The organism is Bartonella sp. CB10SXKL (genome assembly GCF_042195515.1).
Classification (GTDB): domain Bacteria; phylum Pseudomonadota; class Alphaproteobacteria; order Rhizobiales; family Rhizobiaceae; genus Bartonella.
In genome coordinates this window covers 1-25,021 of record NZ_JBHION010000018.1, presented here as the reverse complement: position 1 = coordinate 25,021, position 25,021 = coordinate 1, and the positions used below count along the sequence as shown (strand labels likewise).

Genomic DNA, 25,021 nt, shown 5'->3' with positions numbered 1-25,021 from the left:
CGCAACAAAATCCCTTCTCCAGGACGCCAACTCTCTAGCTGATAAGGACCAACACAAGCAGAATGACTTGCCAAATACCGGTTTCCCATATCACCATCTTGTTCGTTTTTCATGAGTGTCTCACGATCCAGCAAGGCAGCAGTGCGATTAGTGGAAATATTGCTAAGAATGAGCTCTGCTGGATAAGGTTTATCAAATTTCATCACCACCGATTTGTCATCCGGTGCTTGAAAAGCCTCATCAACGTTTTGTTCTGTAATTCCATATTCATTAAATGTTGCCGCATTAGACAATTTCAATTTGACAACCCGCTTCATACCCCAAACAAGATCATTGGCATTCGCAGGACGACCATCATAAAACTTTAAACCATCGCGCAAATGAAAAGTAATCACCGTACTCTGATCATCACTTAAAACATCCCAACTCTTCGCTAACGAGGGAACCATTTTAGTAGCATCATCTGTAGCAGAAACGACTAAATTATCACAAATATTGTTAACCAATTCAATTCCATAACGGTCATTGAGTTGTGCAGGGTCAAATGTACTTATTGGATCGAGATTCCAAGCCATCACAAGCGTATCGGCAGGTGTTTTTGCTGAAACTTGTTGCACAAACATCCCCATTGCAAGAACAGCAGAAACAAAAGAACCGCCCTTTTTCAATATTTTTCTTTTCACGTTCATAGAACCTTTCACGTTCATAGAATTTTCCTTTTAACGTTTATTGTATAAATTCCCCATACAGCAAAACGTGCTTAATAATTAAGTTTAGACGAACGATAGGCTCCTAAAGATCAAACTTTAAAACCTTCAAGAACAAGCACCTCTTGTCAATGACTCCTCCTGTCTACACTTATAAGCCAAACTAAAACATACAAAGGAAAACACTCTGATATACAATGAACGCTCACCAACAACAGAGCTTATTCACGATATCATAACGCCTACTATTGAAGACTATAAAACCTGTATTTTTTCTATCTTGTTAAGCAAGCTTGTCTCGTATTTCTTCCGGCGTGTTCTATACCATCAAAGCACTACCCCTTTTGGCTCAAGTACCTTAATAACAAAGAGCCTTCATAATAATTTGACGATTTGATAAAACAGGAAAATTTGTCAGTTTGCCAAGTGCAACGACTTTTATTCCTTCTTCAAAAGAAAATTTAATTTTTTCATCACTCCCCGTAAAATAACACCCTCCAAATGACATCTCATCATCTTTCAAAGCAAAAGAAAATATGAACACTATAAAAAACTGATATCCCTTGTGTACCCACCCATAACAAAACTTTCCTTCAACACAGCAAAACCTTTGCACCTTTAGCACCACTAAATTCCGCGATATTTGTTACACTTAGTTTCTTTATGTTATACTCAGTTTTTTAACAAATAAATTGACCACTTTCTAATTCAGAGAAATTGAAATATCGATCTTAACATCCACTTAAATACACCTCTAATGAGAATGAAAAATATCTTTAAACGAATGTCTTGAAAAGACATTCAACAATATATCACGCATTACCTATGATCTTCGACGCATTGCAAAACTTGAAAATTTATACAATACGCCGAATATATCATGACGATGCCCTTTATCTATTGAACAGCATTGAAGACACTCTTATTTTTCAATTTTACTATAAAAAATATGTGGCGCACTATTCCAAACCCACTTTTTGACATCAGGCGTCATCGCAATAACAGTATATTTCTGATAGATAAACGCATAAGGTCCTTTTTGCATAAGTTCACGTTGTAAATCAGCATATATTTGTGCCCGTTTTTGCGGATCTTTTTGAAACAACGCCTCTTCAACTTTTTTATTCATTTTGGCATCAAAATACCCATGCTGCCAACTAGGATAGGCTGTATTTTTAGCCTCAAGCCGATTATCTGGATTATAAACAAGACGTGAAGCCATTGTATGAGGATCCGCAGAATCATTATTCCATCCGATAAAAGCCGTATCAAAAGCCCGTGCATTCACTTTTGAAAACAACTGTGTACCTGCTACACGTTCAATTTTAAGACGCACGCCCGCCTGTGCAGCACTATCTTGAAGTGATTGAGCAAGTAACAAAGTATAAGGAGTGTTTGAGACAATAAAATTTGCCTCAAATCCGTTCGGATAACCGGCCTCTGCTAAAAGCTGTTTTGCTTTTTGAATATCAAGCTTAAAGGGTTGCCCCTCTTTTTCATCCAAAGCTCCAAGATTACCAAGAGGAATAAAACTGGCCCGTGGAACACCAATCCCTTTAAGAAGCTTCTTGCCAAGACCTTCATAATCTATAAGATAACGCATCGCCAAGCGTACTTTTTCCTTAGCAAAAATGGGATTTGTCATATTGAATCCCCAGTACATCATGGATGGTTCTAACACTTCCTTGATTTTAACATCTGTTGTTTTTTGCAGATCTGCAAGATCTTCAGGTGTCAAATTACGAGCAACATCAATATCATGTTTTTGCAACAACAAGCGTTGTGTTCCGGGCTCTGCAACATGGCGAATTAAAATCTGCTTCAGTTTAGGCGCTTGTCCCCAATAGTGAGAGCTTGCACGCAACAAAAGAGCTTCTCCAGGGCGCCAACTTTTTAACTGATAAGGACCAACACAAGCAGCATGACTCTTCAAATACTGATTTCCCAAATCACCATCTTTTTCGTGTTTCATAATCGTGTTACGATCAAGCAAAGCTGTTGCAGGACTTGCAACAATATTATTAAGAATAAGTTCTGCTGGATAAGGTTTATCAAATTTCATCACAACTGTTTTCTTATCAGGAGCTTGCAAAGCATCATCAACATTTTGTTCTACAATTCCATATTCATTAAAAATTGCCGCATTACCCATCTTCAATTTGACAACCCGCTTCATACCCCAAACAAGATCATTGGCATTGGCTGATCTGCCATTATTAAACTTCAAACCATCACGCAAATGAAAAGTAATCATCGTACTGTGATCATCACCTGAAACATCCCAATGCGTTGCTAAAGCAGGAACCATTTTAGCAGGATCATCTGTCGCAGTACTCACCAAGTTATCACAAACATTGCGAACAATTTCACTTCCATAAACATCATTGAGCTGCGCAGGATCAAACGTACTGATTGCATCAAGATTCCAAGCCATCACAAGGGTATCAGCCGGTGTTTTTGCTGAAACCTGTTGTCCAACTACCCCCAGTGCAATAAAAGCAGAAACAAGAAAGCTGCTCCCTTTCAATATTTTTTTCTTCAAGTTCATAACTTTTCCTTTTAAATAAAGTTTATTATATAAATTTCCCACGCAACAAGAACATGCTTAATCATAAGGTTAGACGATCCATAGGCCCCTAAAACAAAGTATTAAAACTTTCAAACAGCACCACTTTCCAACCTTTTCTCCTGTCCATACTTAACAAGCCCCCAATATGCACCGAAAAGCAATTTAATATATGATGAATGACATAACCCATCACAAATCTATTGATAATATTACAACGTCTACCATTGAACGCGATAAGACAAAGACTTCTTCTCTATTATCAGGCAAGCTTGTCACTTCTTTCTTCTAGCGTTTTTATGCCATCAAAGGGCTCTCCCCTGTTAACTCAAGCGCCTTAATAACGAAGAACCCTAATAATAATTTGATATTTTAACAAAACAGAAAAATTCACCCATCGGCTAACATGAAACACCTCTACCCCTTCTGCAAGAGGAATTTTGAATTTTTCCATAATTCCCCACTAAATAACGGCTTCTAATTATATCTTATTTCCAAATAAAAGGAGCACGGGCACCACAAACCTCTTACATTCCCTCACGCGGATATACATAACAAAACTTTTTTCAATATCGTATTTTTAATATCTTTGCTCCTTTAACAACACTCAATTCATTGCTTATCATTGCTTACATTTTTTCAGAAAAAAAGATCTTTTCAATGCACCAAGGTTGAAATATCTAAATATAATACTTATATAAGCACACCCTTATTAGAATAGATAGTCTTTTTTTAAGTAAACTGTCTTGAAATATTATTTCTATACACGACAATAATAAGTTCGTTACAAAATCTTCAATATACTAGAACTCTCACTCTGATGTGAAATATCGAAACGTTATAAAATTTCTCTACAAATTCTCAGAAACGAAAGGATATCCCTTTATTTAATAAAAAAGGGCCATGAAAATATCGCAAAAAATGCAATAAAACATGTGTATATTTCAAAAACCAGCACCGTTAACCAGACTAAGGTGATAAACTCAAAAAGTAAGAAAAAATAAAAAAATGTTTTTCCTTTATGATAATAACATCGCTGTACCATGATAATACAATAAAAAACACGATCTTTGAAAGTATATTAAAATGAAGCGAAAAAAAAAATTATTAGATTCTTTTCATGCGTTTCTTGGAGAAAAATCAAGCCGCGTTAGTCTAAAATTGCTTATCCTTTCATTCTTCATTGGTATCGTAATGAATTTTTTGGGATGGACACCTCGAAACCTCATACAAAAAATAGTCGATTTTTTTCAATCACTATGGGAAGCAGGATTTATAACGCTTACAAATTTCTTCCATATAACTATGACAGGAGCTATTGTTGTTGTGCCTATTTTTCTTATCTTACGAATTTTTCATAAAAAATAAAAGCCTTAACATTTTCCTTGCGTTAATCTTTTCGAAAAATCAAACGACACAAAAATCCTGTAGTAATAGCAATAATCACTGCAACAATACCATATAAAAAACGATACTTGTGCGCTGCATAAAAAATTGTATAGGTGATATGTGCTTTAACAATTTCAAGAGTCGTTGTTGCACTATCAATAAACTGTCCATCACGAAAAAGATAAGCACGAACTTTATAATGTCCAACCGGGATATTTGCTGGCAAACGAAAATGCGCTGTGAAAAGTGTGTCAGAACCAAAACGAACCCCACCCACTTCCTCATAATAAAGGCTTTTAGCTTTTTGCAATTTTATAAGTTCATCGCGAAAGATTTGTATTTTTTTCTGATCTTGTTCATCCGTCTGCAATGGCAAATAGAGTAATCCTAACCCTAAGCGTTTATAATCTTCAATGCTCGTAATATCGTCAATTTCACGTGTTGTGACCATAGAGTAAAAAAGAGGAACCTTTTTAAAAATAAGAGAATCTGTATTGACCCATACACCGGCATTGCGTTTTTTTTCTCGCATCACCATTGTCCGATCTTGTCCCTCCAAGCTTACAACAATATCATAACGGTTCTGTCGAGAATATAACGGATCAATATTTTCCAAAACACCAGCAATATAAAGATCACGACCAGCAAAATTTGCATCCACAGTAATCGTATTCGTTGTTACAATAATTTGGACAGTTTCGTGGTCAACTTGATCAATGAATGTAGCTGGCGTCCCAACATGTGACCATGTAGAAAAAGAAATAAAACAAAAGCAACCTGTAATGATGTATAAAGAAAATAATCTACCCATTTTTATCTCATAAGAATATCCAGAGAGAAAAGATTATCAGGGCGTATAAATAATTGAAAAGCAAGACGCATACACACAATCAACACTAAAAATGCAAGTGCCATACGCAATTGTTCAGCCTTTAACTTCCGTCCAACCCGTGTTCCATATTGCGCACCAATACTTCCTCCAAGCATTAACAAAAAAGCCAAGACAATATCAACGGACTGATTAGTCATACTTTGCAAAACTGTCGTGAAAGAAGACACAAATGTAATCTGAAAAAGTGAAGTCCCAATCACCACACTGGTTGGAACACGCAGAAGATAAATCAATGCTGGTATCATAAAAAACCCCCCACCAATTCCCATAATAGAAGACAACAACCCCACAATGAGACCAATCCCTAAAACTGGAATAATGCTAACATATATCATAGATGTCCGAAAACGCATTTTTAAGGGTAAGCGATGAATCCAATTATGTCGACCAGCAAGACGAATATTGGCTTTTCCTGCCTTACGCTTGCGCATCATATCATACCAACTTTCAACGATCATCAAGCTTCCTACACTTCCAAGAAGAATCACATAAAGAAGCGAAATCATTAAGTCTAATTGACCTAACTTTTTCAAAACAGAGAAAACCTGAATCCCGATTAAAGAACCAATCCCTCCTCCAATCGCCAAAAGAATACCAAGTTTAATATCGAGCGTACGTCTTCTAAAATGTGTAATTGCTCCTGTTACAGATGACGCAATCATCTGGTTAGCACCTGTTCCAACAGCAATAGCAGGAGGAATATTATAAAAAATCAATAACGGCGTGATGAGAAACCCACCACCGATTCCAAAAAGTCCTGAAAAAAAACCAGCAACGACTCCCATACCAATCAAGATCAGCATATTGAGTGACATTTCAGCAATTGGTAAATAAATACTCACTTACAGAACCTTCAAGATAATTTGAGGTTTTTTTACAATTAGAGAATCCTTCTCCAATTATCCTCTTTTCCAATAATCTCTGTTGCGTGTTTAAAAGGATAATTTTAGTTGCTATAGCTTCCGCACAAACACGAATGCGCAATACATTTCACATCTATTAACATCAACATCATAAAAATTAAAAAAAACGAGCTCCTTTTAAAAAGCTATAAAAACATAACGTTATCGCTACCACAAATGCAACGGTTAAAAAACAAAGAACACCTTTTTTTAGCAAATAAGATAAAAACGACACATGTTCCCGAGACTGCGTCCTTAAAGAAGAAAAATCATTCTCAATACAATGATTAGATGCCTGAGCACCCATCATACCTTTTTCTTCTATCACAGCATGCTCCACTACCCCCTCAACCTTTTTAAAAGAAGATTTCAGAGCATCACTGGGCAAAGGGCTTCTATCTTCTTGCTGCACCGTATTTTCAACATTTGTTTGGAGTGAAATTATGCTGTTTTCTTTCGAAAAATTTTGCACCTTTTGAAGTAATAAGCGTTCTTGATTTCCCTCACATTCCATGTGAGCAAGTTTTTGTACAACAGAATCAGGTGATTTTGAACGAGACACCCGTCGTGTTACCGCTGCTTCTTCTAAGCTTTTTTTTTCACTCTGCAAACTTTGAACAATTGTTTTAATCTGCTCTAAAGACTGGAAAAGCTTTTTTTCTCTTTGACGACGTATATAATGTTCAGCCAAAATGGCCCGACTAATATCATCTAAGTAAGATTTAAAATGCTCTTCTACCGAACTCTGCTGCATTAAAGAACGAGGCGAATGCTTCATTTGCATTTGCGCATAAACGGTGCGTAATTTTTGAGCAATATCCGACATCGTTACTTCTACAGAAGTATCCATGCTCTCTTTCTGTTCAACAAAAGAAAAGACTTTATCGTTCCTAACCTGTTTGGTCGCCTGGCCGATCGTATGACCCTTCGTATTCACAAACGCCTACCCCTCATTAACCTTTTTGAAAAGAATCGCAACAAATGATGAGAAAGTGTGCTCTATTTTAGTAAATAGAGCTTTAAGAACTCCCAAAAACTTTTTTGTTAGAAATATTTTCCCCAATCTTTATCTAAAATATTTGAAAGAAAGATCTTTAATTTTTCTGTATTCAAGATTTGAAGAGAAAAATCATTCCCCCATTTTTATCTTTTTTACTTAATTTTTCATTGCATAAAGGACCTATTGCACCATCATAAACAAAGCATAAGGAACTAAAAAAATATTCTCACAAGACAAATTGATTTTTTTACTTTTTATTCAAGCAAATAGGGCAATTATGGCAATGCAAAAATATGAAGATTGAAAATGACGACGAGAAAGTACAAGTAAACGTAAAAAAAGCTTATATGAAAGAGAACACAAGTTATAAATTGAGACTTCATTCTAAACAATTTGGTTTCTTATGAGTATTGCTATAAACTTATGACGTACAAACAAAGAGGATCATTATGAAGATAATTGTCGCTGTCAAACGTGTTGTTGATTATAACATCAAGATACGCGTCAAACCTGATAATACAGGCGTTGATCTGTCTCACGTAAAAATGTCTATGAATCCTTTTGATGAGATAGCCGTGGAGGAGGCCATTCGCCAAAAAGAATCCGGTAAAATTTCAGAAGTTCTTCTTGTTTCAATTGGCCCAGAAGCAGCCAAAGAAACTCTACGAACAGGACTTGCAATGGGAGCTGATCGCGCACTTCTTGTCACAACGGATCAAACACTTGAACCCTTAGCAATTGCTAAGGTTCTCAAAACCATTGTTGATGAAGAAAAACCTAATATGGTCTTTTTAGGAAAACAAGCAATTGATGACGATAGCAACCAAACAGGACAAATGCTCGCTGCTCTTCTTGGGTGGGGACAAGCAACTTTTGCCTCACATCTTAACATAGAAAATGGGCATGCTACAGTTACTCGTGAAGTTGATAATGGAACACAAACCCTTTGTCTTCCCCTTCCCATTGTTATGACCGCCGATCTACGGCTCAATGAACCGCGTTACACCTCTCTCCCCAATATCATGAAAGCAAAAAAGAAAATCATTGAACAAAAATCTCTTACTGATCTTGGCGTCGATACGAAAGCACGCTTAACAATTTTAAGCGTTGAAGAGCCAAAACCCCGTCAATCCGGTATAAAAGTGGCAAATGTAGTAGAACTTGTTAGAGCCTTAAAACAGAAGAACTGCATTTAATATTCTCACCACTAGAGTAAAAGCAACACTCACATAAAAGGGCAAAAACTTATGGCAATTCTTTTATTAGCCGATCATAATACAGAAGAAACAGCAAAAGCACTCACCGCTGCACGCGTACTCAGTAATGATATCGATATTCTGGTTTGCGGAGAAAAAATTCAAACGATAGCGGAAAATAGTGCTAAACTTAATGGTGTGCGGCAAGTTCTTATTGCAAAAGCAGACTATTTAGCCCATCAACTTGCCGAGCCTATGGCAGATACAATCCTCACGTTAGCAAATGATTATGATGTGATCATGGCAGCATCCAGCAGTACTGGGAAAAATGTGATGCCGCGCGTAGCAGCTCTTCTTGATCTTATGCAAATTTCAGATATTACCGCCATTCTTTCACCCAATACCTTCAAACGACCAATTTATGCAGGCAATGCATTTGAAACTGTACGCACCAATGATTATAAAAAGATTATAACAGTTCGCACCGCTTCTTTCACCCCAACGCCTTCCCAAAATAATTCTGCTCCCATTAAAACAATAACACCAGCTCCCAATCCAAATCTTTCTTCTTTCGTAAAAGCAGAGACAAACAAAAGTGATCGTCCTGAGCTCACCTCAGCACGTGTTATTATATCAGGCGGGCGTGGTCTTGGTTCTCAAGAGAAATTTATGGCCCTGCTTCTTCCTCTTGCAAACAAATTAAATGCTGCTTTAGGTGCCAGCCGCGCAGCAGTGGATGCAGGCTATGCTCCCAATGATTGGCAAATTGGACAAACAGGAAAAGTCGTTGCCCCTGAACTCTATATCGCCGTTGGCATTTCCGGTGCAATCCAGCATGTAGCCGGTATAATGGATGCACAAATTATTGTTGCCATTAATAAAGATGAAGAAGCTCCCATCATGCAAATTGCCGATTACACCCTTGTAGGTGATCTCCACCAAATTATTCCAGAATTGGAGAAAGCTTTATAAGCCATGAAAGCACCTCTGCATGACCAACGTGAAAGTATGGAGTTTGATATAGTCATTGTCGGAGCAGGACCTGCAGGGCTTTCTGCCGCAATTCGTTTTAAACAAATTAATCCTGAGCTTTCTGTCACAATTGTTGAAAAAGGGACCGAAGTTGGTGCACATATTCTCTCTGGCGCAGTTGTTGACCCCATTGGTATCGATACACTCTTACCAGAATGGCGAAATGATAACGACCATCCCTTCACAACCCCTGTCACACAGGACCAATTTTTTTTTCTAAAGCCTCAAAAGTCCACAGTATTTCCCAATATTTTGCACCCTAAAATCTTATCAAATAACGGATGTTATATCGTTTCGCTTGGGAGCGTCTGCCGCTGGCTAAGCAAAAAAGCTGAAGCGTTGGGTGTTGAAATCTATCCTGGTTTTGCAGCAACAGAACCCATCATCCAAAAAGATAACGGAGCTATTATTGGTGTTCTCACCGGAGATATGGGGCTTAACAAAGATGGAACCCCTGGAAAAAATTATATGCCTGGGATGGCTTTATTGGCAAAATATACTCTGATTGCGGAAGGAGCACGCGGCTCAATTGCAAAACAACTGATACAACATTTTAATCTTAGCAAAAATCGAGAACCACAAAAATTTGGTCTTGGTCTCAAGGAGCTCTGGGAAATTGCCCCCAACAAACACCAACGCGGTTTAGTACAACATTTCACTGGTTGGCCCTTAGACAATAATACCGGTGGCGGTGGCTTTATTTATCACCAAGAAAACAATATCATTTCTGTCGGTTTTGTTGTGCACTTAGATTACAAAAATCCTTACCTTTCTCCCTTTGAAGAATTTCAACGTTTTAAAACACATCCAAAACTCTATAAAATCTTTAAAGGCGCAAAACGTCTTTCCTATGGTGCACGTGTTATCAGCGAAGGAGGTTGGCAATCTGTACCAAAACTCACCTTTCCTGGTGGGGCGCTTATTGGCTGCTCTGCTGGATTTGTCAATGTTCCTCGTATCAAAGGATCACACAATGCCATCTTATCTGGCATATTAGCTGCCGATAAAATTGCTACCGCTCTTGCACAAGGGCGTGCCCATGATGAGGTTAAAGAAATCGAAGAACAATGGCGAAAAGGGCTCATTGGAAAAGATCTTTATAAAGTGCGAAATGCCAAACCGCTTTGGGAAAAATATGGGACAAAATATGGAATTAAACTTGCTGGTTTTGATATGTGGTGGCAACAACTGTTCGGATTTTCCTTATTTAAAACACTCTCCCATGGAAAGGAAGATTATGCATGCCTTGAACCAGCAGAAAAATTTCAACCCATTTCTTACCCAAAACCAGATGGCGTTGTAACCTTTGATCGCCTTTCAAGTGTTGCCCTTTCCAATACGCATCATGAAGAAAATCAACCTTGTCATTTAAAAATAGCCTCATTAAAAAAACAAAAAGACTCTGAATATGCGATCTATGGAGGACCCTCTACACGCTATTGTCCCGCCGCTGTCTACGAGTGGCTAGAGGATAATGATCATCTGACTTATATGATCAACGCTTCAAATTGCATACATTGTAAAACATGCGATATCAAAGATCCAAACCAAAATATCACTTGGATCTGTCCGCAAGGTAATGAGGGCCCCTTCTATCCCAATATGTAATCATTGTTCATTTTCCTAAAATTGAAATATACAAAACACATTGAATAAAAATATTTCCCAGATCAGAAATCTATCAATCACCTTCCTTCATACGTTCTTTCACAATGTAAAAAGAACTCTATTCTCATATAAAATACTCTCTTCACCACATAACTTTTTTCAATAGAAAAACATAACATATTTTTATCAAAATTTTTTTATCTAAATAACAAAACAATAATGAATATATTCTTGAAAATTCTGCAATAAAGGAAAAACCGCGGTTCTCGAAAATCTGAAAAGAAAAAACCTGTTTTCCTCTTTACTATCATCTGTCCATTTGGTTTTAAAACTTTCAAAAGCATCACAATATCCTCTAAAAAGAAGAGATAACGTATTGTCTCCGCTTTTATTACTTACGTTTTTTATGGGAGCATATCCTTCAAAAAAATAAGGTATCCAAAATTAAAGCAGACTTGTGTTGTTCAATCATGGGCTTGTTTTTAAGAGATAGCTCTCATATCAAACAATTATTTCGCGACACTATCCGAAAAAGGTATAACACACTCCTGTGAACGAACAGTTCTATATTTACGAAATAAAAAGTACAAGCTAGCAGCATCATTTTCTCTGTGATCCCCAATGATGCGATAATCTTTGCTTTGAGAAAGTTTCAAGATGCACGAAAATAATTTTAATTAATGACTATAAGAAGAGCTGAGATAATGTTACGATATTTAAAGCTCCTAATTAATAGGCAAAATAATAAATTTTCCATTATAAATCAAATCTTTAAGATAAAAATTAGCCTTAAACTTTTCTAAGGTACTCATTATACTGTTAAAGCTATAGAGAATATGAAAAAATAAAGTATTTTGCTGATAAGAGCTTATATTTAATCAATAACAATACAGTCAGCTGCTAGTTAACTGTTTGTGCTTCAAAAGAGGCTGTTTACATTTGCTCAGAAAAACAGTTTGGATATCAATAGAATATTTGAAAAATCGGCATTATGAAAATAATCTAAAATGCTTAGCTTTTAAAAGAGCATAACCAAGCATGAGCTGATAACATGGGTAAAATTGTTTTTTGGTTCTCGAAGGAAAAACTTTATAGAAAATCATGGGGCTGATAGAATATTGGTTACATTTGGAATTTGTTTTACTGGAAAAAATAACGCGGATCAAAATAGATAATAATGTTAAATTAAGACGTTAAATATGAAATTATCTTATTGTAGTGTAATCGATTATTCGAGTAAGGTAAGCCTTTGTAATGATAAAAAATGTGCTGGTAAAAAATAAGCCAAAATGGCTTATAAGTATGGATAAAAATCTTGTGGTGAGGAGAATTTAATGAAAAGAAAAGAGCATGTGTGAAAAAGCATATTTTATAGGTGCGCATGCTTATTCTGCACCCGTTATAGAATCAGGGCTTTATCTTGTGGCAACACCTATCGGAAATCTTGCAGATATTACGCTTCGTGCTTTGCAAGTGCTTGCAGGAATTGATATTTTAGCGTGTGAGGATACGCGAGTAACACGTGTTTTGTTAGAACGTTACGGTATTCAAAAAAAACCTTTTCTCTATCATGAACATAATGCGCAAAAAGCGGGTCCAAAGCTCTTAGCGGCTTTAGCAGAAAACAAAACAGTAGCACTTGTTTCAGATGCCGGAACACCACTTATTTCTGATCCCGGATTTCGATTGGTGGAAGAGGCCCGTAAAGCTGGTCATAAAATCATTCCTATTCCTGGAGCATCCGCTCTTTTAGCCGCTCTTATACCGACAGGGCTTCCTACTGATAGCTTTTTTTTTGCAGGTTTTTTGAGTGCACGAAAGCTACAACGCCGAAAACGGTTGGAACAATTAAAAGAGATTCCAGCAACTTTGATTTTTTATGAATCACCGCATCGTCTTATTGAAACTTTACAGGATATGGTCACACTTTTTTCGGCTGATCGACCTGCTGCCATTTGTCGTGAATTAACAAAAAAGTTTGAAACAGTAGATGTTTCCAATTTGGGGAACTTGTTGGAAAATTACAGAAAACAAGCACATATTCGTGGGGAAATTGTTGTAGTTGTAGGAGAATCATCTTCTTCTTTAAATGTGATAAGTGATCAAGAAATTGATGAAATGCTACTAGAACGCGCACGGACATATTCTGCTGCTCAAGCGGCAGCTTTTGTTGCAAAAAAAACCGGTTTAAAAAAGCAGGAACTTTTTCAGCGATTAATCTTTTTAAAAAATGCATAAAATGATGCAAAAAAAACGCAGACAAAAGTCTTTTTATCGAGGGGTACGTGCAGAAAAATTGGCAGCTTGGTGGCTACGTTGCAAAGGGTTTCACATTGCCGAAAGGCGTTTTAAAACAAAATGTGGGGAAATTGATTTAATTGCACGACGCGGAAATCTTGTGTTAATCGTTGAAGTTAAAGCACGTTCAACGTTGGCTGAAGCAATGGAAGCGGTTTCCCGAATGAATGAAAGGCGAATTGAAGCAGCTGCCGATATTTGGCTCGCACGGCAAAAAGATTATGCCCTTTTGTCTGTGCGCTTTGATTTGGTTGCAATTTTACCTTGGCGTTGGCCACAGCATATCCCTGCATTTTTTACATCTGATCAATAAAAGACACCCCCCGTTTTAACCATATTCAATAAAAAACATTTCGTTTTTATGTGCATATGCGTTAAAAAGTGTGTAATAATTGAGCGCTATAAGGAGCAAAATATGGATGATTATGAAAAGTTTGCAACAGGTTTACTCATTATTTTTGGAGCGCTCATTATTGGTGGTTTAATGGCAATGCATATTGTGCTTATGAATAAACCAGGTTTTTTATTTGCATTAGCCGCAGCTGTTGTTGGTTGGTTTTCTGCTTTTGCCGTTCTCTTTGACAAGCCTAAAATCTATTTGGGCTTGATTATTCTTGCTATGTTATGTGTTGCTTCTTCAATTAGCGTTTATGTTAGTTAAAACACCTGAAATGTTGATTGAGATTCCTTTAAAAATATAAAACTGAGAAATAGAAATGAAACTTGGCTTTTTAGGAACGGGTACAATCAGTGCTTCAATGGTGAATGGCTTAATGACAAGCACCTTTGATGTTTCTTCCATTATTGTTTCGCCTCGCAATGCACAAACAGCAGAGCGCCTTTCACGCACCTATGATACGGTTATGATTGCTGAAAATAACCAAGCGTTGCTCGATGTTAGTGATTGTGTTTTTCTTTGCTTGCCCAATCAAATTGCAGAAGACGTTTTGCGCTCTCTTTGTTTTCGTCCAGAACAGCTGGTTATTTCCGTACTTGCTATGGCAAAAGCAGCAGAAATAGAAGAGTGGATTAATCATAAAGTTTATCGTGCTGTTCCATTACCTTTTGTTGCAGAATGCAAAAATTTGACACCAATCTATCCCGATCATCCCTTTTTACGCACTTTATTTGATGCATTGGGGGGCACATTAGTGCTGGATAAGGAAGAGCAGTTTAATCTTTTTATGACAGCAGGTTCACTTATGGGAGTATATTTTAATTTTATAGAAACTGCCCATCAATGGTTTATAACACAAGGGTTAAAAAAACAGCAATCAGCAGAATTCCTTACTATGATGTTTGGAAATCTTACGGATGAAATGCGTAAAATTACAGCAACGGATCATTCTGCATTTCTCGATTTTGCACTGCTTGAAAAAGAGTTTTCAACAAAGGGTGGAACAAATGAATTTTTGTCAGATTACTTTTCTCATCAAGGGGGAAGGAATGCTTTAACAACCGCTCTTGAGGCTACTTTGCAAAAAATGAATGCTTCTAAAAAGACTTGACCAATATTTTTATCATCTCAATAAGAAAAAACTAAATGTTGAAGATATATATCAAGAAAACTCACATCGAAAAATGCTTTTTTACACCTGAAAAAATACTATTTTATGAAAAAATTGATTATTAAAATATTTTTTACAACCTTTTACAATTTTTCTAAATTATTTTTATTTTCTGTCTTCTTCTTTTAGCCTCAAGTCCAATATTTTTTTCTACCTCACGGCTCCAACTCTTCAATTTGTGTCCCCTTCAGGTTATCCAAACGCATGAATAATTTTTTATTTATTTAACCTAATATACTCCATTCTCACATTAAAACTTCCCCTTACAAAGAAGAAACTATTTTTATGTCTTTCATGATTGTGTTTTAATAAACTCTCTTAAAAAAACATTCAAAAGAGTTGATTTTTTATTTGATCAACAATTTTACGATATAGTTTAGCATGCTCTTCACTAGGCTTAGCAACAAAAATAGGGACCCCCTCATCTGAAGAAAATCTTAAAGCCGCATCAAGCGGTATTTCCGCTAAGAAAGGGACTTCTCGACGTTCCGCTTCTGCCCGTGCACCACCATAGCCAAAAATATCATAGCGTTTTCCTGTATCAGGAGCGATAAAATAACTCATATTCTCAATGAGTCCTAAAATAGGAACATTGACTTTCATGAACATTTCTATTGCTTTACGCGCATCCACTAAAGCAAGATCTTGGGGCGTAGAGACAACCAACGCACCTGTTAATTGTACCTGTTGAGCAAGCGTTAATTGTGCATCCCCTGTACCGGGCGGCATATCAACGACCAAAATGTCCAGAGGTCCCCATACAACATCTCGTAACAATTGCGTTACAGCTGCCATAACCATAGGACCACGCCATACTACCGGCTTTTCTTCCTCAACCAAAAATCCCATCGACATCAATTTAAGTCCGAATTTTTCAAGAGGTTGAATCTTTTTTTCTCCAATAAGCTGTGGTTTTTGATTAACAAGTCCTGTCAAACGTGGTAACGAAGGACCATAAATATCAGCATCCATCACCCCCGTCTTGAAACCAGAATCTTGTAAAGCTAAGGCGATATTTACTGCCATCGTAGATTTTCCTACCCCTCCTTTTCCAGAAGCAACAGCAATCACATGCCGCACACCTTCTATGGGCATTTTGATCGGTAAGAGATTTGCTCTCCGTCTAGGTACTGCATTTGTTGTTTTTTCTGCTGTAAGTGTGACAACAACAGATTTCACTCCTTCCAAGGCACATACCATCTTTTCAGCAGAACGACGCAATGATTCCCATTCTTGCACACCTCCATCAGGAACTGTAATAGAAAAGAAAACCTTACCATCAGCAATCAATATTTCTGAAAGAAGACCCAACGACACAATATCGCTTTCAAGATCTGGTCCTTTGATTGTACGTAATACGTTGCGGACAGCTTCACTTGTGATAGGATCCACGTTCTTTCCTCTCTATAAAAATACCAGCAAATACAAGCATAAGAACAAAAAATACTTACAGGCTTATCACCTGATAATTTTCTACTTTACTCAGCATTATAAAGTATACATTACTTATATCTTATTCTCTTTAAAAATATGAAACCATCCTTAAATAAAGAAGCTCAAACATAGAATCTGATATAAATCCTATTAATCATGTTTGTGCTACAACCACTTTAATGAATATTCTGATAAAAATTTTGTAAAAAAAACTCTTAATATTAAAGGATATTTTAAATTGAGCATACAGTAATCAGTCACACTTTCTTTAATTCTTTAACGCCCTAGCCATTTACGTTCTGTAGATTCAATTGTTATTTTCTAACACTCTTACAGTATTGTAAAAAAGTGTCACAGACAGTTATAAGGTGTTTTGTATTCTTTCAAGAGAGAGAAAAACAATCTAAGATTGACTTTTTTTATATTTTTCCTTATGGGTTAACAGCCGTATGATAGGATAAAATTATCCCTCTCGCGCATAACTGCTCATAAAACGAAGATTAAGAAGGGCCGCACTCCGCGGTATTTAAATAAATGAAACGTACTTACCAACCCTCTAAACTTGTCCGTAAACGCCGCCATGGGTTTCGTGCACGCATGGCTACAGCTGGAGGACGTAAAGTTATTGCTGCAAGACGTGCTCGTGGACGTAAGAGGCTCTCTGCCTAACCATTTAAATTTTCACAACCGTTGAGAATTGCTCATCATTTCTTCGTTGTGAAACTTTCATTATGAACCTCTAATGCCTGCTTGCAGGCATTTAGTGAAATTGCGAAATGTTCTTTTATGAAGAAAAAACATCCCTGCCGTATTCGCAAAAGAGCAGATTTTTTGGCTGCCCGTACAGGAGAAAAACGACGTGGTCCTTTATTTTTGCTCGAAGTTAAATCTCGTGAACAAACAACAGAAAGAAAAGATTCTCTTTTTGCACGTGTAGGCTTCACTGTTACTCGTAAAAACGGTAATGCTGTGAAACGTAATCGTATTAAAAGGCGCTTGCGTGAAGCCGTGAGAGTTGGTGTAACAAACCACATGGAAGCAGGAACAGATTATGTCATTGTAGCGTACCGTGATGTGTTACATGCGCCTTTTACATCCTTGATTAGTGAATTAAATCGGCGAATAAAACCAAAAATAAAACATCAGCAACAACAACAAGGGTGTACGGATGGAATATAACCGCAATTTCTTTATCGCTATTGGCTTATCTTTCGTAGTGCTCATCGCATGGCAATTTCTTCATGTTGCTCCCAAACAAGCAAAGTTACAAAAACAACATGTCATCACACAGCAATTGTCAAAACAACAATCAGCCCTTTCTACTACCACGACGGATTTTTCTGACGATACCTCAACGCATCAAGCAACATCTATCATCGAACAGCCAATGACACCTGAAATCCGGAAAGCTGTATTGGCCAAAACAGAGCGTATTGCGATCCAAACCAATGAACTGGAAGGCTCTATTAATCTTGTTGGTGCACAATTTGATGATCTTCACCTCAAAAAATATCGTTTAACAGTCGATAAAAAATCACCGGAAATCGATTTGCTAAACCCTAAAGGTTTCAAAACGACCTACCTTGCTGAATTTGGTTTTGCAAGTGCGTCTTTGCCAGCAAAAGCCTTGCCACAATCGGATACAAAATGGCAAGTAGAGGGAAACAATACAATCCTGACTCCTTCAACACCTATCACTTTAATTTATAATAATGGACAGGGACAAATCTTCCGACGGACCCTTTCTGTTGATGATCATTTCATGTTTACCATTGAGGATTCTATCAGCAATGAAAGTGATCAACCAATACATCTCTCGTCCTATGCCCGCGTTGCACGTGCTGCACCACCAGAACATACAAATGCAACCTATTTACTTCATGAAGGTATGATAGGTATTGCTGGAGATTCGCTCAAAACTGAAAAATATAAAACCTTAGCAGAGCTTGACCCAAATCCTGATAATGGGCAAAAGAGCGTGACTTTTTCCAAAGTAACAGGAGGTTGGATTGGTATTACCGATAAATATTGGGCTGTAGCAGTTATTCCCCCGCAAAATAAAGAATATACAAGCCGTTTTATTTATTTTGATCGTTTGCAAACACATTATCAGTCTGACTTGCTAGGGTCGCTTTTAACGATTGCCCCAAATGAAACAAAAACTGTTACAAATCGTCTTTTTGCTGGTGCAAAACAAGTTGAAATTATTAATAGTTATCAAAATGACCTAAAAATCAAAAAGTTTGCTCTTTTAATTGATTGGGGCTGGTTTGATTTCATCACCAAACCAATGTTTTCCCTCATTGATATTCTTTATAAACAAACAGGGAATTTTGGTATAGCCATCCTTCTTGTCACAGTGCTCTTAAAAACTCTTCTTTTCCCTCTAGCCAATAAATCTTATAAATCTATGGCACGCATGAAGCTTTTACAACCGCGGTTGCTAGAAATAAAAGAAAAGTATCCCGATGACCAAACCAAACAACAAAAGGCAATAATAGAACTATATAAAACCGAAAAAATAAATCCCCTTGCAGGCTGTTGGCCGATGTTGGTTCAATTCCCAATATTCTTTGCTCTTTATAAAGTTCTCTATATCACCATTGAAATGCGCCATGCCCCTTTCTTTGGCTGGATTAAAGATTTAGCGGCACCCGATCCAACTTCTCTTTTTAACTTGTTTGGTCTCTTGCCATATACAACGCCAACATTTCTTATGATTGGTGCATGGCCTTTGATTATGGGAATAACGATGTTTTTACAAATGCGTATGAATCCCGCTCCTCAAGACCAAACCCAAGCGATGATATTCACATGGATGCCTGTTGTCTTTACTTTTATGCTCGCCTCTTTCCCTGTTGGTCTCGTCATCTATTGGGCATGGAACAATATATTATCAATCATTCAGCAAGGTATCATGATGAAGCGCCAAGGAGTTAAAATTGAGCTTTTTGATAATCTGAAAGCCATCTGGAGAAGATCACCCAAAAAAGAAGTGCGTGAATGACAAGAGATTCTTCCCTTTCTGGAATTTTTTCTCGCAATTGGATTTTTATTCGTGGTGTACCAGCAATACGCTTTCTCCCCCCCGAAGGACCACCAGAAATTGCATTTGCAGGACGTTCCAATGTTGGAAAATCATCTTTAATCAACGCACTCGTTCAACAAAAAAGCTTAGCACGTACCTCAAATACACCAGGACGGACTCAAGAGCTTAATTATTTTGTCCCCGATGGCTTCAGTGGGCAACTAGGAGACCTTCCCCCTCTAGCATTAGTAGATATGCCTGGTTATGGTTTTGCTGCTGCTCCTAAAAATCTTGTTGATAAGTGGAAAAATTTGATTTTTAGCTATTTACGGGGGCGCACAACGTTAAAACGTGTATATATCTTGATTGATTCACGGCACGGAATCAAAAATAATGATGAAGATGTTCTTGCTCTCCTTGATAAAGCAGCCGTTTCTTATCAAATTGTTTTGACAAAAAGCGATAAAATCAAATCAAATGCCTTGGAAAAATTAATTATGAGCACACAAACAAAGCTTCTTAAACGCCCAGCAGCTTATCCTGAGCTTCTTGTAACCTCTTCAGAAAAAGCTATCGGTTTAGAAGAATTACGTGCTGCCATTTTGCAAACCATCGCATAAGAGAACAATTCTTGGTCATTAACAATTTATTAATTATAATTACTAGCAGCTGCTAATGATCTTGTACTTCTAGTCAAGCATCTTTATAAAAATGATTACTTGAAAGAATTCTCTTCAACTCTATTTGATAGTGTAAATTATGCTGACACTTTTTCACTCTCCCCTATCCGCTGCCTCGCGCTTCATACGCCTCATTCTTGGGGAATATGGTGTAACCACTCAACTGATTGAAGAATATGAATGGGCAAGAAGACACGAATTTCTAGCCCTCAATCCCGCTGGTCATGTTCCTGTTTTTCTCGATGAACACGAGGTTCCATTATCAGGTCCTCTTGTTATCTGCGAATATTTAGACGAAACACATGGAAGTTTACGACAAGAAAATAAGCTCTTTCCGGAAAATCCTTTAGATCGTGCAGAAGTACGCCGTCTCAATGACTGGTTCTTAAATAAATTCGAAAATGAAGCAACGCGCCATATCGTACGAGAACGAATCCATAAACGTGAAATGCCACTTGCCATTGGCGGTGGTGCTCCTAATTCACAAATTTTACGCAATGCACGTGCCAATATTTTACCACATATGAACTATCTCAATTGGCTCTGTGCCTCTCGCGATAGCTTAGTCGGTTCTGCCTTGTCCTATGCAGATCTAGCAGCAGCAGCTTCTATTTCTGTACTTGACTTTCTAGGGGAAATTGACTGGGAACAATCTCCTGCTGCCAAAGACTGGTATATGAGAATAAAATCACGCCCTTCTTTTCGTTCTCTTTTAACAGATCGCGTCCGCGGAATTGTTGCAAGTGCTCACTATGCAGATCTTGATTTCTAGCCTTCTCTCACAAACAAAAATAAAAGTGATATTTTATCTAAAGGATATTTATAGGTTTATGAATTTTTATGCATGCGTATAAACGATATAATGATTTATAATCGTATTCAACAGGGAATAAGACCCATTATAATTGAATCAAAAAAAATACTTTCTTATCGTGTCACAAAAAAAGATTAGCACAGGAATAAAAAATATTTAAGAAAGCATTTTAACGACTCTCTTTAAATACAAGAGCTGTAGCATCATTAGAAGCTAGGCAAATAAAATAACAATACTTAACGCATGTTATCCTCAAGTCTCCCCAATATATGAAAAAACGCATTGCATAACATATATACTATTTGCTCTATAATAAAAAAATCCTCATCATGCGTTTTTACAACATAACAATTTTTTAAACTGACTTTCCTAAAAGATGAAGAAGCCGACCAACTCTCGTGTGAAAACAATCCAACTTCTTGTTAGCCCCTTGTTTTTATCCCCTTTTTACGTGATTTTATTTATGGGTAACATATTGATATACAATGATAAATAATCGTTTTTTTTACTTTAATCATCAATTCCAAATACCTTTTTCTCATTACCTTCATCACATTTAAAACAATCAAAATCGCTTTCTTATGCGTCACAAATGGAATTGGTAAATGAAAGAATATTAAAGAAAAGAATGAAAATGCCTAAGTGCCAAGAATTATTAAAACATTAAAGGCTAACAAAACGTATGATAATGCTAATTTTCTCTATTTATGAAGCATAAAGATAGTGGCGCAGAATAGATGTTATATTATTCATGGATACTCTCTCGTGATACCACTCACGAGCACTATCATAAAATAAGTTTAGAAGAATTGATAAATATTTCTTTAAGAAAAGCGCATGAATTGACAACATAGGTGTATTTTGTTTTGGAGATCTTGTTTTGCATGAAGAACGCTCCCCCCCCTTAAAGAACGAAAGAAACAAAAGCGTAAAGTAATACACAATCTCCTTTAGGTGACATAAGCAAACCTTACTTAGGAATATTCATCACACACTCTAACGAAAAACATCTCTATTTAAATTTGCAGATCTTATATCACTTGCTCTAAACAACAGTATTTTACAGCACAACAAGATAAATTAAAGCAGGAAAAAAATTTTCTATAAAGAAAAAGAACCATTGGAAAGAAGGCAAGAATTTGCCTATACTGCACAGTAAAGTATTATAAGGAGATAAAAATGCGCCTTACAGTTGTTGGTGCAAATGGAAGAATGGGACGTGAACTCATTACAGCAATCCAGCAGAGGAGAGATGTAGAACTTTGTGCTGTTCTTGTACGCAAAGGCTCACCGTTTGTAGGAAAAGATGCCAGTGCCTTAATTGGTTCAGATTCTCTTGGGATTGGTATCACTGACGATCCCGAAAATGCCTTTTCTAATACAGAAGGTATTTTAGATTTTTCACAACCAGAAGCCAGTATTCTTTATGCTAACTACGCTGCTCAAAAAAGCCTTGTCCATATTATTGGCACCACAGGATTTAGCAAAACAGAAGAAGAAAAAATTGCAGATTTTGCGAAATATACAACAATTGTCAAATCCGGAAATATGAGCCTTGGAATAAATCTTTTAGCCAACCTTGTAAAGAAAGCCGCTAAAGCATTAGAAGCCGATGATTTTGATATCGAAGTTTATGAAATGCATCACGCTGACAAAGTTGACGCCCCTTCTGGAACAGCCCTTCTTCTTGGCCAAGCAGCAGCTGAAGGGCGCAATGTTATGCTTAAAAATGTGCGTGTCAACGAACGCAATGGTCATATAGGTAAACGCAAAAAAGGCACCATTGGCTTTTCCTGTTCACGTGGTGGGACAGTTGTTGGAGAACACAGTGTCATTTTTGCCGGCTCCAATGAGCGCATTGTTCTTTCACATACAGCGCAAGAACGCTCTATCTTTGCCAATGGCGCATTAAAAGCAGCTTTATGGGCACAAAATCATGAAAGCGGTCTTTATTCAATGTTCGATGTTTTGGGATTGAACAATGAATTTTAAACAATCAATAGAATAGAGGCAATTCATAATGGGACGCATACTTACACTAATTCGTCATGGACAAAGTGAATGGAATCTCAAAAACCTTTTTACCGGTTGGAAAGATCCTGATTTAACAGAAAAAGGTCATGCCGAAGCGATAGCAGCAGGAAAAAAACTGAAAGAATATGGTTTGAAGTTTGATATCGCTTATACATCAGCCTTACAGCGTGCTCAAAAAACCGCTCAGCACATTTTAGAGCAAATGGGACAATCAGATTTAGAAGTGATAAAAAATCCTGCATTAAATGAACGTAATTATGGTGATCTTTCTGGTTTAAATAAAGATGAAGTACGCCAACAATGGGGGCAAGAGCAAGTGCAAATGTGGCGCCGCTCCTACACAATTGCACCCCCGAATGGAGAAAGCCTACGCGACACCGGTGCACGCATCTGGCCTTATTATCTTTACCATATCCAGCCTCATATTTTGCGCTCCCAAACTGTTTTAATCGCAGCGCATGGAAATTCTCTTCGTGCTCTTATTATGGCACTTGAAGGTCTCTCCGGTGAGGAAATTATATCTCAAGAATTAGCGACCGGTATTCCTATTATTTACACATTTAATCCGGATTCAACAATTTTATCAAAGAAAGTCCTCACACCTTAAACTTCTAAAATCATGATCTCCCCAAAAATTCAATTCAATCGTTTTAAGCTGAAAAAATAAATTCTATAATTTTATTGACAGAATTGCGTCATGCGCTTAGATGAATTTTATGAGCCCAGATGGCGGAATTGGTAGACGCGCAGGTTTCAGGTACCTGTGCCGTAAGGCGTGGAGGTTCGAGTCCTCTTTTGGGCACCATGCTCTTTTTTATCCAAAATAATTTATTGATTTTCCATATATTTTTTACAGTGAGGGACGCGTAAATAAAAGTTAGGGAATAGGATTTTGCAACACGTCTCTCTAATTATTACGAATCAAGAGTTCTTTTCGGGGTGGTTTTTTAGCCGTACCTGCTGTCCAAAGGGTCTCTAATTCTAAAAAGTCAAAATCCTTAAAGATCTCTCGAACCGCATCACAATCATTTAGACTCAAGACAAATTTGCCTTGTATGCTTTTGAGAACTTTTGCCATACTCACAAAATCATCTTCAACAAAATTCCCAGAGCTGTAACACTTCTTCTTCACTAGATAAGGCGGGTCTAGGTAAAATAAACTGTCGGGTGCATCAAATAGCTCGATAACCCGTTCCCACGACAAATTTAAGATTGTCGTATCAAGAAGCTTCTGTCTAACACGCCTCATCCTTGATAACAGCTTTTTGGGATTAAACTCTGCCGTTCTTTTCCTTCCAAAACTAAAAGAGACATACTCTTTTTTCCCATACATCACACAACGTTGGAGAAACAAAAAACGTGCGGCTCTTTCAACTTTGGAAAGGCTCTCTGGTTCAATCGCCGCAAGTTCAAAAAACAACTGTCTTGAACAAACAAACCATTCTAGTCGTTTGGCTAAATCATCAAAGTCATTTTGAACACATTGAAACAGGTTCGTGATCTCTCCATTCAGATCATTAATCACGGAATATTTTGCTGGTCTTTTATTTAGGAAAATAACACCAGAGCCTAAAAACGGTTCAACATAGGTTTCATGGTCAATATTATTTAAAATCGGTATAATTTTCTTACGCAGATAGTGTTTACCACCCATCCACGCAAACAATGTTTGTGTAAATTCTTGTTTCATCATATTTTTAAAGGAGAGATTTGATATTTAACTTTTGGTTAACCATCTTTTAAGATGTGAGAAGCTATTCTCTATGGCGTCCACAAAACGGGAAAAATCTATTACAAACATAAAGACAATAAAGGCTATCAATTTCATGATGCGTGACATCATCTTTAAACCTTGATAGGTCTCTATCATCTC

General features: G+C 37.1%; 23 protein-coding genes and 1 tRNA gene. 16 read left to right on the top strand and 8 right to left on the bottom strand.

Going from position 1 to position 25,021, the window contains the following annotated elements; all coding sequences use genetic code 11:
* From ACFIK3_RS08375 to ACFIK3_RS08365, 3 genes are all read right to left on the bottom strand, one after another.
* Positions 1-689: ABC transporter substrate-binding protein (locus ACFIK3_RS08375; protein ID WP_375676539.1), on the bottom strand; the 689-nt coding region annotated here is incomplete at its 3' end.
* Between the two features lie 376 nt (positions 690-1,065).
* On the bottom strand, positions 1,066-1,251 hold the full coding sequence (locus ACFIK3_RS08370) for a hypothetical protein (RefSeq protein ID WP_375637873.1): 186 nt from the start codon (positions 1,249-1,251) through the stop codon (positions 1,066-1,068).
* Between the two features lie 378 nt (positions 1,252-1,629).
* Entirely contained in the window at positions 1,630-3,255 is a 1,626-nt protein-coding gene (locus ACFIK3_RS08365; protein WP_375667924.1) for an ABC transporter substrate-binding protein, read from the bottom strand.
* Positions 3,256-4,359: 1,104 nt separating this feature from the next.
* Here ACFIK3_RS08365 and ACFIK3_RS08360 point away from each other — a divergent pair.
* Positions 4,360-4,641, top strand: a complete 282-nt coding sequence (locus ACFIK3_RS08360) for a DUF6460 domain-containing protein (RefSeq protein ID WP_273790723.1) — start codon at positions 4,360-4,362, stop codon at positions 4,639-4,641.
* A gap of 22 nt (positions 4,642-4,663) precedes the next feature.
* Here the strand turns inward: ACFIK3_RS08360 and ACFIK3_RS08355 are convergent, their stop codons facing one another.
* From ACFIK3_RS08355 to ACFIK3_RS08345, 3 genes are all read right to left on the bottom strand, one after another.
* On the bottom strand, positions 4,664-5,473 hold the full coding sequence (locus ACFIK3_RS08355) for a TIGR02186 family protein (RefSeq protein ID WP_273790722.1): 810 nt from the start codon (positions 5,471-5,473) through the stop codon (positions 4,664-4,666).
* Between the two features lie 2 nt (positions 5,474-5,475).
* On the bottom strand, positions 5,476-6,396 hold the full coding sequence (locus ACFIK3_RS08350; protein WP_375613503.1) for a sulfite exporter TauE/SafE family protein: 921 nt from the start codon (positions 6,394-6,396) through the stop codon (positions 5,476-5,478).
* A gap of 178 nt (positions 6,397-6,574) precedes the next feature.
* Positions 6,575-7,393 carry a hypothetical protein gene (locus ACFIK3_RS08345; RefSeq protein ID WP_375631209.1) on the bottom strand — a complete coding sequence of 273 codons (819 nt, stop codon included), beginning with the start codon at positions 7,391-7,393 and terminating at the stop codon, positions 6,575-6,577.
* 512 nt (positions 7,394-7,905) lie between these two features.
* Between ACFIK3_RS08345 and ACFIK3_RS08340 the strand changes: the two genes are divergently transcribed.
* From ACFIK3_RS08340 to ACFIK3_RS08310, 7 genes are all read left to right on the top strand, one after another.
* Entirely contained in the window at positions 7,906-8,652 is a 747-nt protein-coding gene (locus ACFIK3_RS08340; RefSeq protein WP_273790719.1) for an electron transfer flavoprotein subunit beta/FixA family protein, read from the top strand.
* Between the two features lie 51 nt (positions 8,653-8,703).
* A complete protein-coding gene (locus tag ACFIK3_RS08335; protein WP_273790718.1) occupies positions 8,704-9,624 on the top strand; it encodes an electron transfer flavoprotein subunit alpha/FixB family protein in 921 nt (306 codons plus the stop codon).
* A gap of 3 nt (positions 9,625-9,627) precedes the next feature.
* Positions 9,628-11,292, top strand: a complete 1,665-nt coding sequence (locus ACFIK3_RS08330; protein ID WP_375658143.1) for a 4Fe-4S dicluster domain-containing protein — start codon at positions 9,628-9,630, stop codon at positions 11,290-11,292.
* Positions 11,293-12,642: 1,350 nt separating this feature from the next.
* A complete protein-coding gene (rsmI, locus tag ACFIK3_RS08325; protein WP_375676538.1) occupies positions 12,643-13,530 on the top strand; it encodes a 16S rRNA (cytidine(1402)-2'-O)-methyltransferase in 888 nt (295 codons plus the stop codon).
* A 4-nt stretch (positions 13,531-13,534) separates the two neighbouring features.
* A complete protein-coding gene (locus tag ACFIK3_RS08320; protein WP_273790744.1) occupies positions 13,535-13,903 on the top strand; it encodes a YraN family protein in 369 nt (122 codons plus the stop codon).
* Between the two features lie 102 nt (positions 13,904-14,005).
* Positions 14,006-14,251: a hypothetical protein gene (locus tag ACFIK3_RS08315; protein WP_273790715.1), complete on the top strand. Its 246-nt coding sequence runs from the start codon at positions 14,006-14,008 to the stop codon at positions 14,249-14,251.
* Positions 14,252-14,306: 55 nt separating this feature from the next.
* Positions 14,307-15,098, top strand: coding sequence for a pyrroline-5-carboxylate reductase (locus tag ACFIK3_RS08310; RefSeq protein WP_375643627.1), 792 nt, complete (start codon positions 14,307-14,309; stop codon positions 15,096-15,098).
* Positions 15,099-15,488: 390 nt separating this feature from the next.
* Here the strand turns inward: ACFIK3_RS08310 and ACFIK3_RS08305 are convergent, their stop codons facing one another.
* Complete coding sequence (locus tag ACFIK3_RS08305) at positions 15,489-16,550, bottom strand: Mrp/NBP35 family ATP-binding protein (RefSeq protein ID WP_273790713.1); 1,062 nt, start codon at positions 16,548-16,550, stop codon at positions 15,489-15,491.
* Between the two features lie 576 nt (positions 16,551-17,126).
* Here ACFIK3_RS08305 and rpmH point away from each other — a divergent pair.
* The 8 genes from rpmH (at position 17,127) to ACFIK3_RS08265 (ending at position 23,953) form a co-directional block, all read left to right on the top strand.
* Entirely contained in the window at positions 17,127-17,261 is a 135-nt protein-coding gene (rpmH, locus tag ACFIK3_RS08300) for a 50S ribosomal protein L34 (RefSeq protein ID WP_005864709.1), read from the top strand.
* Between the two features lie 117 nt (positions 17,262-17,378).
* On the top strand, positions 17,379-17,771 hold the full coding sequence (rnpA, locus tag ACFIK3_RS08295) for a ribonuclease P protein component (RefSeq protein ID WP_273790712.1): 393 nt from the start codon (positions 17,379-17,381) through the stop codon (positions 17,769-17,771).
* Positions 17,761-19,599 (top strand): membrane protein insertase YidC, encoded by a 1,839-nt coding sequence (gene yidC, locus ACFIK3_RS08290; RefSeq protein ID WP_273790711.1) that lies wholly within the window; start codon positions 17,761-17,763, stop codon positions 19,597-19,599. The genes rnpA and yidC overlap by 11 nt, the downstream gene beginning before the upstream one ends.
* A complete protein-coding gene (yihA, locus tag ACFIK3_RS08285; protein ID WP_375637834.1) occupies positions 19,596-20,240 on the top strand; it encodes a ribosome biogenesis GTP-binding protein YihA/YsxC in 645 nt (214 codons plus the stop codon). Before yidC ends, yihA begins: the two co-directional genes overlap by 4 nt.
* Before the next feature lie 139 nt (positions 20,241-20,379).
* Positions 20,380-21,072: a glutathione S-transferase family protein gene (locus ACFIK3_RS08280; protein WP_273790709.1), complete on the top strand. Its 693-nt coding sequence runs from the start codon at positions 20,380-20,382 to the stop codon at positions 21,070-21,072.
* A 1,221-nt stretch (positions 21,073-22,293) separates the two neighbouring features.
* Positions 22,294-23,106, top strand: coding sequence for a 4-hydroxy-tetrahydrodipicolinate reductase (gene dapB, locus ACFIK3_RS08275; protein WP_375658139.1), 813 nt, complete (start codon positions 22,294-22,296; stop codon positions 23,104-23,106).
* A gap of 28 nt (positions 23,107-23,134) precedes the next feature.
* On the top strand, positions 23,135-23,755 hold the full coding sequence (locus ACFIK3_RS08270) for a 2,3-bisphosphoglycerate-dependent phosphoglycerate mutase (protein WP_273790707.1): 621 nt from the start codon (positions 23,135-23,137) through the stop codon (positions 23,753-23,755).
* Positions 23,756-23,868: 113 nt separating this feature from the next.
* Positions 23,869-23,953 (top strand) — tRNA-Leu (locus ACFIK3_RS08265).
* Positions 23,954-24,055: 102 nt separating this feature from the next.
* On the opposite strand, the gene ACFIK3_RS08260 is transcribed toward ACFIK3_RS08265, so the two are convergent.
* Positions 24,056-24,841, bottom strand: a complete 786-nt coding sequence (locus tag ACFIK3_RS08260; RefSeq protein WP_375676537.1) for a DNA adenine methylase — start codon at positions 24,839-24,841, stop codon at positions 24,056-24,058.
* Positions 24,842-25,021 lie beyond the last annotated feature (180 nt).

Bases quoted from the DNA above. Each gene is read 5' to 3' on its own strand.
- yihA (WP_375637834.1), top strand. From the start codon at position 19,596: ATGACAAGAGATTCTTCCCTTTCTGGAATTTTTTCTCGCAATTGGATT.
- ACFIK3_RS08310 (WP_375643627.1), top strand. From the start codon at position 14,307: ATGAAACTTGGCTTTTTAGGAACGGGTACAATCAGTGCTTCAATGGTG.
- ACFIK3_RS08355 (WP_273790722.1), bottom strand. From the start codon at position 5,473: ATGGGTAGATTATTTTCTTTATACATCATTACAGGTTGCTTTTGTTTT.
- dapB (WP_375658139.1), top strand. From the start codon at position 22,294: ATGCGCCTTACAGTTGTTGGTGCAAATGGAAGAATGGGACGTGAACTC.
- rpmH (WP_005864709.1), top strand. From the start codon at position 17,127: ATGAAACGTACTTACCAACCCTCTAAACTTGTCCGTAAACGCCGCCAT.
- ACFIK3_RS08365 (WP_375667924.1), bottom strand. From the start codon at position 3,255: ATGAACTTGAAGAAAAAAATATTGAAAGGGAGCAGCTTTCTTGTTTCT.
- ACFIK3_RS08335 (WP_273790718.1), top strand. From the start codon at position 8,704: ATGGCAATTCTTTTATTAGCCGATCATAATACAGAAGAAACAGCAAAA.
- rnpA (WP_273790712.1), top strand. From the start codon at position 17,379: ATGAAGAAAAAACATCCCTGCCGTATTCGCAAAAGAGCAGATTTTTTG.
- rsmI (WP_375676538.1), top strand. From the start codon at position 12,643: ATGTGTGAAAAAGCATATTTTATAGGTGCGCATGCTTATTCTGCACCC.
- yidC (WP_273790711.1), top strand. From the start codon at position 17,761: ATGGAATATAACCGCAATTTCTTTATCGCTATTGGCTTATCTTTCGTA.
- ACFIK3_RS08315 (WP_273790715.1), top strand. From the start codon at position 14,006: ATGGATGATTATGAAAAGTTTGCAACAGGTTTACTCATTATTTTTGGA.
- ACFIK3_RS08360 (WP_273790723.1), top strand. From the start codon at position 4,360: ATGAAGCGAAAAAAAAAATTATTAGATTCTTTTCATGCGTTTCTTGGA.
- ACFIK3_RS08330 (WP_375658143.1), top strand. From the start codon at position 9,628: ATGAAAGCACCTCTGCATGACCAACGTGAAAGTATGGAGTTTGATATA.
- ACFIK3_RS08260 (WP_375676537.1), bottom strand. From the start codon at position 24,841: ATGATGAAACAAGAATTTACACAAACATTGTTTGCGTGGATGGGTGGT.
- ACFIK3_RS08270 (WP_273790707.1), top strand. From the start codon at position 23,135: ATGGGACGCATACTTACACTAATTCGTCATGGACAAAGTGAATGGAAT.
- ACFIK3_RS08340 (WP_273790719.1), top strand. From the start codon at position 7,906: ATGAAGATAATTGTCGCTGTCAAACGTGTTGTTGATTATAACATCAAG.
- ACFIK3_RS08280 (WP_273790709.1), top strand. From the start codon at position 20,380: ATGCTGACACTTTTTCACTCTCCCCTATCCGCTGCCTCGCGCTTCATA.
- ACFIK3_RS08320 (WP_273790744.1), top strand. From the start codon at position 13,535: ATGCAAAAAAAACGCAGACAAAAGTCTTTTTATCGAGGGGTACGTGCA.